The organism is Tessaracoccus luoxuelianae (assembly GCF_054483915.1).
In genome coordinates this window covers 2,314,867-2,329,608 of sequence record NZ_CM137013.1, presented here as the reverse complement: position 1 = coordinate 2,329,608, position 14,742 = coordinate 2,314,867, and the positions used below count along the sequence as shown (strand labels likewise).

Here is a 14,742-nt window from a genome sequence, read left to right as displayed (position 1 = left end):
ACACTACTACTAGGCTTCGAGCATGTGCGGACGTTACGCGGCCACCGCGAATCCCGACGAGCTGGTCGAGGAGTTCGAGATCTCCTTCGTGGCCGATGAGATGGCGGAGGTGTGCGCCCCCCGCTACAACATCGCCCCCACGGACCTGGTGCCGGGCGTCCTGGACCGGGCCTCCGACGGGCAGGTGACGCGCAAGCTGGTGCCGCTCCGATGGGGGCTGGTGCCCAGCTGGGCCAAGGCTCCGGGCTCCACCATGATCAACGCCCGCGTGGAGACCGTCACCGAGAAGCCGGCCTACCGCAAGGCGGCGGCGGCCCGCCGCTGCCTGCTGCCCGCCGTCGGCTACTACGAGTGGCGCTCTGAGACGCCCGAGGGCGCAGCCAAGCCGGTCAAGCAGCCATACTTCCTGCGTCCGTCGTCCGGCCTTCTGGTGATGGCCGGCCTCTATGAGTTCTGGAGGGGGCCCGACGGATGGCTGACCTCCACCACCATCCTCACGACGGAGGCCACCGACGAGCTCGGCTGGGTGCACGACCGGATGCCCATGACGGTTCCTCGCGAGGCCTGGGAGCACTGGTTGGATCCAGGGCTGACGGACGCGCGGGCGGCGGTGTCGCTGTTGCGGGCGCCGACGTCGCTGGCCCATCTGAAGGTGTCGCGGGCGGTCAACACGGTGGGTACCGACGGCCCGCAGCTGATCGAGCCACTGCCCGACTGACCTGATTGGCACCGCCGGGAATAGACCCCCGGGGGTGTGCGTTGTGGTGCTACATGAACGTCAAGCCCCTGGTGCCCCTGCGCGCCCGGCCCGCAGCGGGGGCCATTGCGGTGGCTGAGGCGGAGGCGATTGTCGCGGGGGCGCTATTCTCTCTTCTGATGGACAGCGAGCTCGCCGCGGCCCCCGGGGACGCAGACACCCTCGACGCCGAAGCAGAGGCGTTCGAGGAGGAAGCGCTGAGCCATGTTGACCGGCTCTACGCCGCCGCGATGCGGATGACCCGCAACCCTGCCGACGCCGAGGACATCGTCCAGGAGACCTACGCCAAGGCGTTCGCGTCGCGCCGCACCTTCACGCCGGGCACCAACCTCAAGGCCTGGCTGTACAGGATCCTGACCAACACCTACATCAACGCCTACCGCAAGGCGCAGCGCTCCCCACAATCCAGCAGCGACGAGGCGGTCTCGGACTGGCAGCTCGCCCGCGCAGCCTCGCATGATTCGGCCGGACTGCGCAGCGCCGAGATGGAGGCCCTGGATCAAACCCCGGACGGGGCCGTGGCCGAGGCCATCGCACAGCTGCCTGAGAACTTCCGGATGGCGGTGCTGCTCAGCGATGTGGAGGGCTTCTCCTACAAGGAGATCGCCGAGATCATGGGCACACCCATCGGCACGGTGATGAGCAGGCTCAACAGGGGTCGCTCACAGCTGCGGGATCTGCTGGCAGATTACGCGCGCGACAACGGCATCGGGCGCAGGAGCGGGGGACGGTGATGGCGGATCCGGACATGTACTCGCACGAGCACGACGAGATGGACGAGTGCGTGCAGGCGCTCTCGCAGGTCCATTCGTTCCTGCGCAACGAACTCCTCGAGGGTGACGCAGACCTGATCCGGCTGCACCTGCACGCCTGTGAGCGATGTATGGAGAACTTCGAGATCGAATCCACGATCACCGAGATGATCCAGCGCAGTCAGCTGGCGGCCAAGGCGCCGGCCACGCTGAGTGCGCGGATCCAGACGATGCGAGTAGTGACCCGCAGCCACTGACGGCAGGGACAACGCAACAGCCCCCGCAGGGATCCGCGGGGGCTTATTGGTTTTTCGGGCCTCGGCTCAGGTGTTGGGACGCTTGCCGTGGTTGGCCTTGTTCTTGCGGCGAGCGCGACGCTTGCGTCCGGTCTTACCCATGAGAGTCTCCTTGTATTTCAGTAGCTGTAGGACACCACATTGTGCCAGATCGACCCCCGCGCATGCTAAAGCTCATCCATGGCAAGCTGGGTCCGTGATGCGAGACCTGGGACAGTTGACCGACGACGAGTGGCTGGACGCCTTCGTCTCCCAGTGGCATCTGCTGGCAGACCTCAGTTTCTCGGACCTGGTGCTGTGGAAGCCCCTCACCGAGGAGGGCGACGTGTTCTCGTGCACCGCGCAGGTGCGGCCGGTGACCGGGCCGACCGCCCTGGAGGAGGACATCGTCGGGGAGACGATCGAGTTCGAGCCCGATCATCAGGTCACGGTCGCGTTCATGACGCACGCCATCGCCGAGACCAGCGACAACGAGCTGGGCGCCGGGATCCCGGTGGACGTGTGGGCCATCCCCGTGCTGCGGCACGACCGCCCCATCGCGGTCATCGAACGCCACACCAACCAGATGGGGATGCGCGCCACCGGCGCCCTGGAGGAGAACTTCATCGAGGCGGCCGAGATCCTCACCCAGATGCTGATGCGCGGCGAGTTCCCGCTGGTCACGCCGTCGGACAAGGCGTTGGCGCCGCGCGCCGCCGACGGCGTCCTCAGGGTGATGCCGGACGGCGTGATCTCGTACGCCAGCCCCAACGCCGTGACCGGCTTCCGTCGCCTCGGTGCCGTCGGCGACATCGAGGGTGAGCACTTCCGCGACCTGACGCGCCAGCTGCGCGACCGCGTCGAATCGATGGGGCAGACCGTGGACGCCGACCTCGACGGCCGGCTCACGCTGGAGTTCGACGTCGAGTCGCGGGGCGCCTCGATGCGCTTCGTGCTGCTCCCGCTGTGGCTCGAATACACCTCCGCCGGCATGCTGGTGCTCTGCCGTGACACGACAGACCTCCGCCGTCGCGACCGGATGCTGGTCACCAAGGACGCCACCATCCGCGAGATCCACCACCGCGTGAAGAACAACCTGCAGACTGTGGCCGCGCTGCTGCGAATGCAGTCGCGCCGGCTGTCGTCACCTGAGGGCAAGGAGGCGCTGCGCGACGCGATGCGGAGGGTCTCCTCCATCGCGATGGTGCACGAGACGCTGAGCTACAGCCTGGGCGAGGCGGTGGCCTTCGACGAGGTGTGCGACAAGATCCTGGACATGGTGGGGGACCTGGCGGCCTCCCACGGCATCGTCAAGGCCGTGCGGCGTGGATCGTTCGGGGTGATCCCGGCGGAGATGGCCACCTCGCTGTCCATGGTGGTGACCGAGCTCTGCCAGAATGCCGTCGAGCACGGCCTGGACGGCGCTTCCGGTTACGTCGAGGTGCTCCCCGAGCGGGTCGGTGGTGCTCTGACGATCCGGATCGTCGATGCGGGCCATGGACTGCCTGAGGGCTTCATCCTGGGCAATCAGACGTCGCTCGGGTTGGCGATCATCTCCACCCTGATCAAGGACCTGCACGGCACGCTGACCATCGAGAACCGGCACGACACGCAGGGGGCGGTGGCCACGATCGCCCTTCAGGTGCCCGCCGTCGTCGCCTGACCGGTCAGCGCAGAGGAACGAAGCTGAACAGGCCCTTGGCCCGACGCCGACGGACGGCCCCGTCGGGGCGCCTGTGCACCACCACCATCTCCCGGTCCGCCGGGAGGACCATGCGCCCGCCGGGCGCGAGCTGGTCCTCGAGTTCGGCGGGGACCCGGCCCCCATCGGCCGACACCAGGATCCGGTCGAACGGCGCCTCAGCGGGCCACCCCAGCACACTTGGTTGCGCCAGCTCGACGCGGGCCCACGGCCGCCCGCCGCCCAGGTTCGTGCGGCCCATCGACACCAGCTCAGGGGTAATGTCGACGCCGATCACCAGCCCATCGGCGCCCACGAGCTCCGCGAGCAGCGCGGTGGTCCACCCGGAACCGCTGCCGACGTCAAGCACGCGTTGCCCGGGCTGCGCGTCCAGGAGTTCGAGCATGAAGCGCACTGTGGACGGCTGCGAGTTGGTGGCTCCGTGGCCGATGGCCAGCGGGGCGTCGAGGTCACTGAGGTGGCGCTGATCCGCAGGGAGGAACTGCCTCCGAGGGGCTGCGTCGAAGGCTTTCTGAAGCCTGTCGGTCATCCCACAAGTGTGCCGCGCAGCGACGGCTCAGGAGTTGCGCAACCGCGAGCGTGCGGCGCGCCGCTTGATGGCTCGACGCTCGTCCTCGCTCAGACCGCCCCACACCCCGTGATCCTGACCCGCCTCCAGCGCCCATGAGAGGCACTGTTCCCGGACGACGCAACGCATGCAGATCTTCTTGGCTTCCTCGATCTGCTGGAGCGCCGGGCCCGTGTTTCCGACGGGAAAGAACAACTCCGGATCCTCCGTGAGGCAGGCGGCCTTGTGGCGCCAATCCATAGTGGGGGCTCCTTCGTGTTGGGGATGATCGAGGGCAAGGATAGCCGTCAAGCTCAAGCAGGCTACCCCCGCGACCTACGATAGGCAATAGCTGCTGGCCACGCGGTGATCCACACCCAATGGCCGGGCAACTTGTGGTATTTCGACCGCGTCGGGCAGGCTCGGGGCGTGAACTCCGTCTTCCGAAGCCCCCTGCTCGCGATCTGCGTGATCCTGACCGCCGCTGCGGGGGTGGCCACCATCGGCATCGGGGTGGCCACCGTGGCGGCCAACGCGAGGCTGTTCGGCGTCGGGATCGCGGCGGTGCTGATCGCCTACGGGGCGGGGCTGCTGCTGATCGCCTGGCTGGTGGTCAAGCGTGTTCCGTGGGCGCTCGGACTGATCGTGGCCTCGTCGCTGCTGCACCTGATGGTGGTGGGCAGCTTCCTCACCACCGCGGACCGGGCCCAGTTCGTCGGCAGCCTGATCGTGGCCCCGCTCGTGCTCGCGACGGCCGTCACAGCGGTGCTCGCCGTGGGCCGTCGAGAGCTTGAACGGCGCCCCTGACCTGGTGTGAGGCCCCTGTCAGTGGCCCGGGAGCCGCCCGGCTCCGGGCGCCGGGGTGGCTGAGAACCACTCCGGGGTCCCGTAGCCGGCCTCGGCGAAGGCCCCCGCGACAGCCCTGCCGATCCCATCGGCCTCGCCCGCGTGCGTCAGGGCGATGATGCAGCCACCGAAGCCGCCACCGGTCATCCGGGCTCCGAGGGCGCCGGCGGCCCGTGCCGCCTCCACGGCGAGGTCGACGGTGGGCACCGTGATCTCGTAGTCGTCGCGCATCGAGGCGTGGGAGGCGTCCAGGAGGGGCGCGAGGCCGGGCAGGTCTCCGCGCTTGGCCAGCTCGAAGGCCTGCAGCACCCGCTCGTTCTCCGTGACGACGTGGCGGACGCGCTTGCGCAGCGTCTCGTCCTCCAGCTGGGACAGGGCCTCCTCAAGGTCCGTCACGTCCCGCAGGGCGGGGACCCCGAGGATGGCCGAGGCCTCCTCGCAGGAGGCACGACGGGACCCGTACTCGCCGTCGACGTGGCTGTGCGGGGTCTTGGTGTCCAACACGAGGATCTCGTAGCCCTGCTCTGCCATCGGCAGTGGAACGTGCTGGGTCTCCAGCGTCCGGCAGTCCAGGAACAGGCCGGAATCCGCCTCGCACAAGGTGCTGGCCGCCTGATCCAGCAGGCCGGTGGGGGCGCCGACGTAGGCGTTCTCCGCCACCCGGGCGAGCTTGGCCCGGTCCATCTTGGGGATGTCGAGCCCGTACAGGTCCGCCAGGGTGGCGACGGTGGCGCACTCGATGGCGGCAGAGCTGGAGAGGCCCGCACCCAGGGGCACGTCCGAGGTCATCACCAGGGTGGCCCCGCCCACGTCGTGGCCCGCCTCGCGAAGGGCCCACGCCACGCCGGCCAGGTAGGAGGCCCACCCTTCGGTGCCGGGGGCCAGGTCAGCGAGCGCGACACCCACCTCGTCGTCGAGCTCGAGGGAGACCATCACCAGGCGGTCGTCGTCGCGGCGTCCGCCGGCGATGACGGCTTTGCGCTCCAGGGCGAACGGCAGCACGAATCCGTCGTTGTAGTCGGTGTGCTCGCCGATCAGGTTCACCCTGCCCGGGGCGAACCACAGGCCCTCGGGATCCGCCCCGGCCACGGTGCGGTAGCGCGCGATGAGCGCTTCCAGGTTCAACATCAGTCGTCCTCCTCGTCGTCCAGCCTTGCCAGCCAGGAGGCCAGGCGCTCAACCGGAGTCTCGAACTCCGGGTTCAGATCCACGAATGTGCGCAGCTGGTCCGCGAGCCACTCGAAGGTGAACTCCTCGTGGCCGCGCCGATGAGCGAGCTCCTCGAGCCCGCGGTCGGTGAAGTACACCGGATCAGCCTAGCGCCGCGTCCAGGAGTATTTCCTCCTGGGCCTTGTGGACCTTCAGCGACCCCACCGACGGTGCCGATGACCACTCCCGCGACACCAGCTGCATCCGCAGCTCGTAGTCCGGCAGGTGCCGTTTGACGCCCCTCGGGAGGTGCGCGGACAGGAACGGCCAGCCGCCCTGGTTCTCCGGCTCGTCCTGCACGAAGCGGACGTCCTCCACATGCCGGTAGCGCTGCAGCACGGCCGCCAGCTCTTCGCTGGGCAGCGGGTAGAGCCGCTCCAGCGCGACGATGGCCACCTTCCCCTGGAGGCCCATCTTGTCGCGACGAGCCACGAGGTCCCAGCGGACCTTGCCGGAGCAGAGGACGACGCGTTCCACGCCGGCGGGATCCTCGACGGTGGGGTCGTCGAGGACCGGGTGCCAGGCCCCCGAGGTGAAGTCCTCCGGCATCGAGGTGGCCAGCTTGCTGCGCAGCATGGACTTCGGCGTGGCGATCACCACGGGCCGGTGGAAGTTGACGTAGGCGTGCTGGCGCAGCAGATGGAAGTAGCTGGCGGGCGTCGACGGCTGACACACGGCAAGCGCGTTCTCGGCGCAGAGCTGGAGCCACCTCTCGAGCCGCGCCGAGCTGTGATCCGGTCCCTGGCCCTCGAAGCCGTGGGGGAGCAGGAGCACGACGCCGGACTTCTGGGTCCACTTCGCGTTGCCGGAGGCGACGAACTCGTCCGAGATGATCTGCGCGCCGTTGACGAAATCACCGAACTGCGCCTCCCACAGGACCAGCGCATCCGGGCGCGCCACCGAATAGCCGTACTCGAAACCGAGCGCGGCGTACTCGCTGAGCAGGGAATCGAACACATCGAAGGTGCCCTGGTCCCCGGTGAGGTGCTTCAGGGGCACCCATGCCTCGTTGGTGACCCGGTCCACGATGGCGGCGAACCGCTGCGAGAACGTGCCACGCCGCGAGTCCTGGCCAGCCAACCGAACGGGTCGGCGCTCCATCAGGAGCGAGCCGATGGCGATCATCTCCGCGGTGGCCCAGTCGATGGGGCCCTCCAGGATGGCCTGCGCCCTCCGCTCCAGCTGGGGCATCACCTTCGGGTGCACCATGAACCCGTCCGGGAACTGGGTGTGCACGTCGGCGATGGTCCGCAGCATCTCGGCGGTGATCTCCGTGAGCCGGGCATCGGGCTTGGTGGGGTAGTAGGGCACCTTGCGGTAGTCGTCGTCGGTCTCGGTGCTCTCGCGCACCTCGCGGAACACGTTCTCCAACCGGGAGCGGAACCGGTTCATGACGTCCTCGGCGTCGGCGAGCGAGATGTCGCCACGGCCGATCAGCGACTCGGTGTAGAGGCGCCTGGTGGAGCGCTTCTGCTCGATCAGGTCGTACATGTTGGGCTGCGTGAAGCTGGGGTCGTCGCCCTCGTTGTGGCCGCGCCGACGGTAGGACACGAGGTCGATGACCACGTCACGGTGGAACTTCTGGCGATAGTCGAACGCCACCCGGGCAGCCCGGATACAGGAGTCCGGATCGTCGCCGTTGACGTGCAGCACGGGCGCCGAGATGGACTTGGCGACATCCGTGCAGTACGTGGAGCTGCGGGATTCCGTGGGTGCGGTGGTGAACCCGACCTGGTTGTTGACCACCACGTGAATGGTGCCGCCGGTCTTGTAGCCGCGCAGCTGGCTCATCTGCAGGGTCTCGAACACCACCCCTTGGCCCGCGAACGACGCGTCGCCGTGCAGGGTCAACGGGAGCACCGGGTAGTCGTCGGCGTCCAGGGTGTCCTGCTTCGCGCGGGCGATGCCCTGCAGCACGGGATTGACCGCCTCCAGGTGAGACGGGTTGGCGGCGACGGAGGCCTTGATGGTGGCGCCGTTGGCCGCGACGAACGTGCCCTCGGCGCCTAGGTGGTACTTCACGTCGCCCGTGCCGCTGCGGTCCACCTGGCCGTCGAACTCCTTGAAGATCGACGCGTACTTCTTGCCCACGACGTTGGCCAGCACGTTGAGCCGCCCGCGGTGGGGCATGCCGATGCAGACTTCGTCCAGCGAGTCGTTGGCGGCCTGCTGGGCGATCTCGTCGAGCAGCACGATCAGCGACTCGCCGCCCTCCAGCGAGAAGCGCTTCTGGCCCACGAACTTCGTCTGGAGGAACGTCTCGAAGACCTCGGCCTCGTTCAGCTTGTCCAGGGCGTGCATGTGCTCCTCGTGCGCCAGCGGCGTGTGCGGCCGCTCGGTGCGTTGCTGGAACCATGCCCGCTGGCGAGGATCGGCGATGTGCATGTACTCCACGCCGATCGTGCGGCAGTAGGAGTCCTGCAGGATTCCGATGATGTCGCGCAGCGGGAGGTACGCACGGTCCTGACCGCCGAACACCCCGACGGCGAACTCCCGATCCAGGTCCCAGATGGAGAGGCCGTGGGTCTCGAGACGCAGGTCCTCGTGGGAGCGCTGCCGGTACTCCAGGGGGTCGGTGTCTGCCACGAGGTGGCCGAAGGTGCGGTAGGCGTTGACCAGCTCCAGCACGCGGGCGGTCTTGCTGACCTGAGAGTCGCGGTGCGCCGACACATCCGGTGACCAGCGCAGCGGCTCGTAGGGGATGCGCAGGGCCTCGAAGATCTCGTCGTAGAAGCGGTCCTGCCCCAGCAGCAGCTCGTGCATCTTCTTGAGGAACTCGCCCGAGGTGGCGCCCTGGATGACACGGTGGTCGTAGGTGCTGGTGAGGGTGGTCACCTTGGACACGCCCAGGTCCGTCAGCCGGGAGGGGCTCATCCCCTGGAACTCGGCCGGGTAGTCGATGTTGCCGACACCCAGGATCACGCCCTGCCCGCTCATCAGGCGCGGCACGGAGTGGTTGGTGCCGATGCCTCCGGGGTTGGTCAAGGAGGCGGTGGTCCCGGCGAAGTCGCTGACCTGAAGGTCACCGGCGCGGGTCTTCTGCACCACCTGCTCGTAGGCGGACCAGAACTGGAAGAAGTTGAGGTTCTCGCAGCCCTTGATGTTGGGCACCAGGAGTTGGCGGGTCTCGCCCTTCCTGACGTCGATGGCGATGCCCAGGTTGATCCCGGGATTCTCGATCAGCGTGGGCTTGCCGTCGACCACGTCGTAGGCGTTGTTCATGTCCGGCAGCGCGCGCAGGGCCTTGATCATGGCGTAGCCGACGAGATGGGTGAAGGAGACCTTCCCGCCCTTGGAGGTGCGCAGGAAGTTGTTGATGACGGTGCGCTGGTCGATGACCAGCTTCATCGGCACCGAACGCACCGACGTGGCCGTGGGGACGGCCAGCGACGACTCCATATTCTTGGCGGTGCGCATGGGCGCCCCGCGCAGCACCGTGTACTTGGGCTCCACCACCGACGGCGCCGGGCGCAGCGCCGGGTTGGGCGCGTTGGCAGACAGCGTGGAGCCGGTACCCGGATTCGCGGGGGAGCCGGTGCCCTTGCGGACCTGTTCGACCTGACTCTTGGAGGACTTCGACGGCGCGGGGGCGGCGACCGGCGTCGCTGGAGCGGGGGGAGCGGGCGTCGTTGCCGGTGCCGGGGCCGGGGCCGGCTTGGGGGTGGGGTCCGGCGGTGTTGAGGGGGGCGCCTGAGGTGCGGGAGCCTCGTCTGCGGCGAAGAGCTCGCGCCATTCGGCGGCCACCGAGTGGGGATCAGCCTCGTAGGCCTCCCGCATCTCGTCGATCAGCCAAGAATTTGCCCCGAAAGCGTCCAGTGAGTCAGGTGCTGACATGTGTGAGTGGCCGTGGCCACGATCCCCTCTGTGAGTCCTGGTGGCCGCAGACGTCTGCGGCTGCTGCTTACGGGCAGCTTACCCACATCAGAGGGGCGTTGCGGATCTCTGACCAGCGGGGAGGATGGACGCGCCCGGTGCTTCGGAGACGTCCGGAGCAGGCCGGCTGGCCATGATGGTGAGGGCGAACGAGTACCCGGTCAACACCACAAGGGCGAGGTTGCGCAGCAGCAGGATGGAGGTCTCCGGCCCTGACCCCAGGGGGATCGCCATGATCCCGTAGGCGCCCCACGGGTACGTCAGCTGGGTGAGCAGGCCCACGATCACCAACGAGACGGCCAGCACAATGAGGGGACGACGCAGCCAGTGACTCGTCCGGGCCACCAGGAGCGCGGCCACCGGACCGCCCAGCCACAGGATGTACTGCGGAGAGAGCGTCTTGTTGGCCACGATCGTGGCGAGCACGATGGTGAGGATGGCCAGCAGGATGGCCTCATGCAGGCGCTCGTCGTCGTCGTGCATATGACGCATCAACCGGTAGCTCAGGTAGCCGGCGAGGATCAACGACAGTGCGGTCAACACCGTGGACACGGTGAGGAGGCCCCCCACGTATGGACCCTGGAGCTCAAGGGCGTTGTAGGGGGACAGGAAGATGTTCCACGACGGGTTGTCGGTGAAGGTTCTGAGGAACATCAGCGGCGAGGCGGGCACCGACTCGATCTGCAGACCGCGCTCGCCCTGCCACGTGACAGGGGAGGCGGAGCGGGCCCACCCGCTGGTGATCAACGACGCCAGCGCAAGCCCGAAGCCCACGACGGCGAAGCCGACCACCCTGCCGCGCGCCCGGGCCGACCGCCAGGGGTGCGGGGCCAGCATCGGTCCGATGAGGAGCGCCGGCCACAGCTTGATCGCCGCCCCCAGACCCACGAGGCCGCCGGCCAGCCTCGGGAACCGGGTCACGAAGACGCACGCCCAGGCCACCAGCGCCGCTGGGATCAGGTCGAAACGGAACCACACGATGGGTCCCTGGATGCCGGTGAACAGGATCCAGAAGAGCGCTCCGGCAGCGTTGTCGCGGCGGTACAGCGTCAGCGCGACGGCGGCGTCCAGCAGGACGAACACACCCACGTAGACCGCCGTCCAGGTCTGCCACCCTCCGCCCAGGCGGTAGACGGCCTGCAGTATCCACACCGCGGGCACGGGGTACTCGGTCATCACCCCCGACTCGCCCTCATCCAGGCGGAAGAGGTGATAGCCGTAGTAGGAGACGTCGTTGGCGACGAAAGCAACAGCGTCCAGGCCCAGCAGGAGGTGTGAAACGAAGCGGGTGAGGATGAACGTCGCGATGAGCGCGAGGGCCACCGGCCACCTGGTGAACGGGCCGGCGGGTGCCGGCGACCGCGTGTGGGTCATCTCGGAACTCCTGCCAGCCGGCGCTGAGCGCCCCCGCGAGGATTCGAACCTCGGCTCCCGCCTCCGGAGGGCGGTGCTCTATCCCCTGAGCTACGGGGGCTGGACCACGAAAGGTTAGCACCTCCTCAGTGGGGCTGTAAGTTCCGGCTACGGTGGCCGGGTGCGCACGATCCTCTCCGTATCCTTGACGGTCCTGATCCTGACCGCGTGCGTGGCGCGCCCAGACCCTGCCCCGGCGGTGCTCCGGGAGACGGCTCCGCCGTGGGACGCCCCGCGTGACGCCGTCTCCTACATCCGTGCGGCCGGCCTCCCGGAACAACCGTTGGGCACTGACACAGACCCGTGGGTGCTCGACCTCACGGTCACCGTGGACGGCGAGCCGGTGGACATCCCGGCCTTCATCGGAGCCGACCGGCTGCGCGCGGTCCAGGCGCCCGTCCACACCCACGACCCCGGCGGCGAGGTGTGGCTCGAAGGCGACGGCAACCGCGACATCACGCTGGGGGAGTTCTTCACGCTCTGGGGGGTGCGGTTCGACGACGAGTGCCTGGGCGCCGCGTGCGGAGACCTCATGGTGACCGCGGACGGTCGCCGGGTGGAGGCCCCCGCGGAGCTGGTGCTCCGCGGCCTCACGAGCGTCTCAGTCACGGCCTGAGGCGCGCGGATGGCGGCGGGGCGCGGCGCTCTGGCAGGCTTGGCGCCATGACGCACATGCACATCGCCGGGTCCATCCACGCGGACGCCGCGCACGGGGGGCCGCAATGGCTCGACGTGCCCGCGGATCTCAACGCGTTGGAGACCAAGCTCTGGCCGCGCGGGACCCACCGCGACGACCGGGGCCGCATCGTCGTCGCCGGCGTGGCCCTGACGGAGGTGGCCGAGGAGCACGGCACGCCCGTCTACGTCATCGACGAGGCGGACTTCCGCTCCCGCGCCGCGGACTTCCGCACCGCGTTCCCAGGGTGGGACGTCTACTACGCGGGCAAGGCCCTGCTCACCCGCACGGTGGCGCGCTGGGCGGCCGAGGAGGGCCTCAACCTGGACGTCACGACGATGGGCGAGATGCGCATCGCGCTGGCCGGCGGCATGCCGGCGGCCCGCCTGGGCCTGCACGGCAACAACAAGTCCGACGAGGAGATCGTGTTCGCCCTCGCCCAAGGCGTGGGCCGCATCATCGTGGACTCCTTCGACGAGATCGCCCGCCTGGAACGCGCCTGCGCCGACGGTGGTCACCGGGCGAAGGTGATGGTCCGGGTCACCACGGGCGTGGAGGCACACACGCACGAGTACATCGCCACCGCCCACGAGGACCAGAAGTTCGGCCTCTCGATCACCGGGGGCCAGGCCCTCACCGCGCTGGTGCGCTGCCACAGCTCGCAGTACCTGGATCTGGCCGGCATCCACAGCCACATCGGGTCGCAGATCTTCGACACCCACGGCTTCGAGGTGGCGATCCGCCGCACCATGCGGCTCGCCTCCCAGTTCCGCACCGCCACCGGCGTCGAACTGGCCGAGCTGGACCTGGGTGGCGGGTTCGGCATCGCCTACACCTCCGCCGACACCCCCGCGGCGACGGCGGACATCGCCGCCGGATTCGAAGAGATGATCGACCTCGAATGCCGGGGGTTCGGGCTGAAGCGCCCCCACCTGTCCATCGAGCCGGGGCGCGCGATCTGCGGCCCGGCAGGGGTGGCGGTCTACCGTGTCGGCACCGTCAAGGTGGTGGATCTGGAGGGCGGCCGGTCCCGCGTCTACGTCAGCGTCGACGGCGGGATGAGCGACAACATCCGCCCGGCCCTCTACGCGGCCGAATACTCCGCGGCGATCGCCAACCGCACCTCCAGCGCGGGGCCGGTGCTGAGCCGGGTGGTCGGGAAGCACTGCGAGGGCGGCGACATCCTGATCCGCGACGTCTTCCTTCCCTCAGATGTCTCCATCGGCGACCTCATCGCGGTCCCGGGCTCGGGCGCCTACGCGCGCAGCATGGCCAGTAACTACAATCAGATCCCGAAGCCCCCCGTCGTCTCGGCACTGGACGGCGTCACCCGGGTGATGCTGCGTCGCGAGACACTTGAGGACCTGATGAGATTGGACGTGGGAGAGTGAGCAAGCCGCTCAAGGTGGCGCTGTTGGGCGCCGGCGTGGTGGGGTCCCAGGTGGCCCGCATCATCCTCAGCGAGGGCGCCACGTTGGAGTCCCGGATCGGGCGTCGGCTGGAACTGGTCGGCATCGGCGTGCGGCGGCTGGACGCGGAGCGTCCCGGCATCGACCCCGCGCTGCTCACCACAGACCTCGAGTCGCTGGTTGCGCGCACGGATCTCGACATCGTCATCGAGTTGATCGGCGGGATCGAGCCCGCCCGCTCCCTGCTGCTGACCGCGATCTCCAACGGAGCCTCGGTGGTCTCGGCCAACAAGGCGCTGCTCGCCGACGACCTGGGGGAGCTCTCCCGCGCGGCCGAGGCCAAGGGCGTGGACCTGTACTACGAGGCCGCTGTCGCCGGGGCCATCCCGATCGTGCGGCCGCTGCGTGAGTCGCTCGTGGGGGACGACATCACGGCCGTGATGGGGATCGTCAACGGCACCACCAACTTCATCCTGGACAAGATGGTCACCGACGGCAGCAGCTTCGAGGCGGCGCTCGCGGAGGCCCAGGCGCTCGGATACGCGGAGGCGGACCCGACGGCGGACGTGGAGGGCCACGACGCCGCGGCCAAAGCGGCGATCCTGGCCGGGCTCGCCTTCCACACGGAGGTCAAGCGCGACGAGGTGTTCTGCGAGGGGATCGCGGACGTCACCGAGGCTGACATCGCGGCAGCGGAGCAGATGGGCTGCACCATCAAGCTGCTCGCCATCGCCAAGCTCACCGACGACGATCGCGTGATCGTCAAGGTCCATCCCGCGATGGTGGCCAACAAGCACCCCCTCGCCAGCGTGTCCGGCGCCTACAACGCCATCTTCGTCAAGTCACGCGAGGCGGGCGAGTTGATGTTCCTCGGCCAGGGCGCCGGCGGCGCCCCCACCGCCAGCGCCGTCATGGGCGACGTGGTCACCGCGGCCCGCAACCGGCACCGCGGCACCGCCGCCCACGGAGGCTCCAGGTACGCCCGCCGCCCCGTCGCGCCGATCGGCGAGTCCCAGGCACAGTTCTACGTCAGCTTCGACGTGGTGGACCGGCCCGGGGTCCTCGCCCGGTGCGCCGCCATCTTCGGCGAGCACGACGTGTCGCTGCGCATCGTGCAGCAGAGCTACCGCGAGGGGGGAGACCACGAGGCCGGCTTCGCGGCGAGCCTCGGGGTGATGACGCACCTCACCAGGGAGAGCGACCTCGCCGTCGTCACCGACGAGCTGCGGAGGGCGGACTTCGTCGGCTCGGACGTGCGCGTGATGCGCGTCGAGGGCTTCTGA

Annotated in this window: 15 protein-coding genes and 1 tRNA gene; 8 read left to right on the top strand and 8 right to left on the bottom strand. The window is 68.9% G+C overall.

What is annotated here, in order from left to right; translation table 11 throughout:
* Positions 1 to 22 precede the first annotated feature (22 nt).
* The 3 genes from ACX1D1_RS10570 (at position 23) to ACX1D1_RS10560 (ending at position 1,766) form a co-directional block, all read left to right on the top strand.
* A complete protein-coding gene (locus tag ACX1D1_RS10570; protein WP_459054531.1) occupies positions 23 to 718 on the top strand; it encodes an SOS response-associated peptidase in 696 nt (231 codons plus the stop codon).
* A 158-nt stretch (positions 719 to 876) separates the two neighbouring features.
* A complete protein-coding gene (locus ACX1D1_RS10565) occupies positions 877 to 1,491 on the top strand; it encodes a sigma-70 family RNA polymerase sigma factor (protein WP_182784363.1) in 615 nt (204 codons plus the stop codon).
* 14 nt (positions 1,492 to 1,505) lie between these two features.
* On the top strand, positions 1,506 to 1,766 hold the full coding sequence (locus ACX1D1_RS10560; protein ID WP_459054530.1) for a mycothiol system anti-sigma-R factor: 261 nt from the start codon (positions 1,506 to 1,508) through the stop codon (positions 1,764 to 1,766).
* 66 nt (positions 1,767 to 1,832) lie between these two features.
* Here ACX1D1_RS10560 and ACX1D1_RS10555 read toward each other — a convergent pair whose 3' ends face one another.
* Positions 1,833 to 1,907, bottom strand: coding sequence for a 50S ribosomal protein bL37 (locus ACX1D1_RS10555; RefSeq protein ID WP_370585812.1), 75 nt, complete (start codon positions 1,905 to 1,907; stop codon positions 1,833 to 1,835).
* Between the two features lie 97 nt (positions 1,908 to 2,004).
* Between ACX1D1_RS10555 and ACX1D1_RS10550 the strand changes: the two genes are divergently transcribed.
* A complete protein-coding gene (locus ACX1D1_RS10550) occupies positions 2,005 to 3,447 on the top strand; it encodes a sensor histidine kinase (RefSeq protein WP_459056580.1) in 1,443 nt (480 codons plus the stop codon).
* 4 nt (positions 3,448 to 3,451) lie between these two features.
* Here the strand turns inward: ACX1D1_RS10550 and ACX1D1_RS10545 are convergent, their stop codons facing one another.
* Both ACX1D1_RS10545 and ACX1D1_RS10540 read right to left on the bottom strand, forming a co-directional pair.
* Positions 3,452 to 4,015, bottom strand: a complete 564-nt coding sequence (locus ACX1D1_RS10545; RefSeq protein WP_459054529.1) for a protein-L-isoaspartate O-methyltransferase family protein — start codon at positions 4,013 to 4,015, stop codon at positions 3,452 to 3,454.
* 27 nt (positions 4,016 to 4,042) lie between these two features.
* Positions 4,043 to 4,294 (bottom strand): WhiB family transcriptional regulator, encoded by a 252-nt coding sequence (locus ACX1D1_RS10540; RefSeq protein WP_182784153.1) that lies wholly within the window; start codon positions 4,292 to 4,294, stop codon positions 4,043 to 4,045.
* A 168-nt stretch (positions 4,295 to 4,462) separates the two neighbouring features.
* Here ACX1D1_RS10540 and ACX1D1_RS10535 point away from each other — a divergent pair, with 168 nt between their 5' ends.
* Positions 4,463 to 4,840, top strand: a complete 378-nt coding sequence (locus ACX1D1_RS10535) for a hypothetical protein (protein ID WP_459054528.1) — start codon at positions 4,463 to 4,465, stop codon at positions 4,838 to 4,840.
* A gap of 18 nt (positions 4,841 to 4,858) precedes the next feature.
* Here ACX1D1_RS10535 and galK read toward each other — a convergent pair whose 3' ends face one another.
* The 5 genes from galK to ACX1D1_RS10510 all read right to left on the bottom strand — a co-directional run bounded on the left by galK (position 4,859) and on the right by ACX1D1_RS10510 (position 11,435).
* Positions 4,859 to 6,007: a galactokinase gene (gene galK / locus ACX1D1_RS10530; protein WP_182784149.1), complete on the bottom strand. Its 1,149-nt coding sequence runs from the start codon at positions 6,005 to 6,007 to the stop codon at positions 4,859 to 4,861.
* Positions 6,007 to 6,186 carry a DUF6104 family protein gene (locus ACX1D1_RS10525; RefSeq protein ID WP_182784147.1) on the bottom strand — a complete coding sequence of 60 codons (180 nt, stop codon included), beginning with the start codon at positions 6,184 to 6,186 and terminating at the stop codon, positions 6,007 to 6,009. Before ACX1D1_RS10525 ends, galK begins: the two co-directional genes overlap by 1 nt.
* A gap of 4 nt (positions 6,187 to 6,190) precedes the next feature.
* On the bottom strand, positions 6,191 to 9,922 hold the full coding sequence (locus ACX1D1_RS10520; protein ID WP_459054527.1) for a multifunctional oxoglutarate decarboxylase/oxoglutarate dehydrogenase thiamine pyrophosphate-binding subunit/dihydrolipoyllysine-residue succinyltransferase subunit: 3,732 nt from the start codon (positions 9,920 to 9,922) through the stop codon (positions 6,191 to 6,193).
* A gap of 87 nt (positions 9,923 to 10,009) precedes the next feature.
* Complete coding sequence (locus tag ACX1D1_RS10515; RefSeq protein WP_182799837.1) at positions 10,010 to 11,335, bottom strand: glycosyltransferase 87 family protein; 1,326 nt, start codon at positions 11,333 to 11,335, stop codon at positions 10,010 to 10,012.
* Between the two features lie 28 nt (positions 11,336 to 11,363).
* Positions 11,364 to 11,435, bottom strand: a tRNA-Arg gene (locus tag ACX1D1_RS10510).
* A 60-nt stretch (positions 11,436 to 11,495) separates the two neighbouring features.
* Between ACX1D1_RS10510 and ACX1D1_RS10505 the strand changes: the two genes are divergently transcribed.
* From ACX1D1_RS10505 to ACX1D1_RS10495, 3 genes are read left to right on the top strand one after another with little or no spacing between them, the layout of a single operon-like run.
* The gene (locus tag ACX1D1_RS10505) at positions 11,496 to 11,990 is read left to right on the top strand and encodes a hypothetical protein (protein ID WP_182784141.1); all 495 of its coding nucleotides are present in this window, start codon (positions 11,496 to 11,498) and stop codon (positions 11,988 to 11,990) included.
* Positions 11,991 to 12,037: 47 nt separating this feature from the next.
* Positions 12,038 to 13,441 carry a diaminopimelate decarboxylase gene (gene lysA / locus ACX1D1_RS10500; RefSeq protein WP_182784139.1) on the top strand — a complete coding sequence of 468 codons (1,404 nt, stop codon included), beginning with the start codon at positions 12,038 to 12,040 and terminating at the stop codon, positions 13,439 to 13,441.
* A complete protein-coding gene (locus ACX1D1_RS10495; protein ID WP_182799840.1) occupies positions 13,438 to 14,742 on the top strand; it encodes a homoserine dehydrogenase in 1,305 nt (434 codons plus the stop codon). The genes lysA and ACX1D1_RS10495 overlap by 4 nt, the downstream gene beginning before the upstream one ends.

Bases quoted from the DNA above. Each gene is read 5' to 3' on its own strand.
- ACX1D1_RS10570 (WP_459054531.1), top strand. From the start codon at position 23: ATGTGCGGACGTTACGCGGCCACCGCGAATCCCGACGAGCTGGTCGAG.
- ACX1D1_RS10565 (WP_182784363.1), top strand. From the start codon at position 877: ATGGACAGCGAGCTCGCCGCGGCCCCCGGGGACGCAGACACCCTCGAC.
- ACX1D1_RS10560 (WP_459054530.1), top strand. From the start codon at position 1,506: ATGTACTCGCACGAGCACGACGAGATGGACGAGTGCGTGCAGGCGCTC.
- ACX1D1_RS10550 (WP_459056580.1), top strand. From the start codon at position 2,005: ATGCGAGACCTGGGACAGTTGACCGACGACGAGTGGCTGGACGCCTTC.
- ACX1D1_RS10545 (WP_459054529.1), bottom strand. From the start codon at position 4,015: ATGACCGACAGGCTTCAGAAAGCCTTCGACGCAGCCCCTCGGAGGCAG.
- ACX1D1_RS10540 (WP_182784153.1), bottom strand. From the start codon at position 4,294: ATGGATTGGCGCCACAAGGCCGCCTGCCTCACGGAGGATCCGGAGTTG.
- galK (WP_182784149.1), bottom strand. From the start codon at position 6,007: ATGTTGAACCTGGAAGCGCTCATCGCGCGCTACCGCACCGTGGCCGGG.
- ACX1D1_RS10520 (WP_459054527.1), bottom strand. From the start codon at position 9,922: ATGTCAGCACCTGACTCACTGGACGCTTTCGGGGCAAATTCTTGGCTG.
- ACX1D1_RS10515 (WP_182799837.1), bottom strand. From the start codon at position 11,335: ATGACCCACACGCGGTCGCCGGCACCCGCCGGCCCGTTCACCAGGTGG.
- lysA (WP_182784139.1), top strand. From the start codon at position 12,038: ATGACGCACATGCACATCGCCGGGTCCATCCACGCGGACGCCGCGCAC.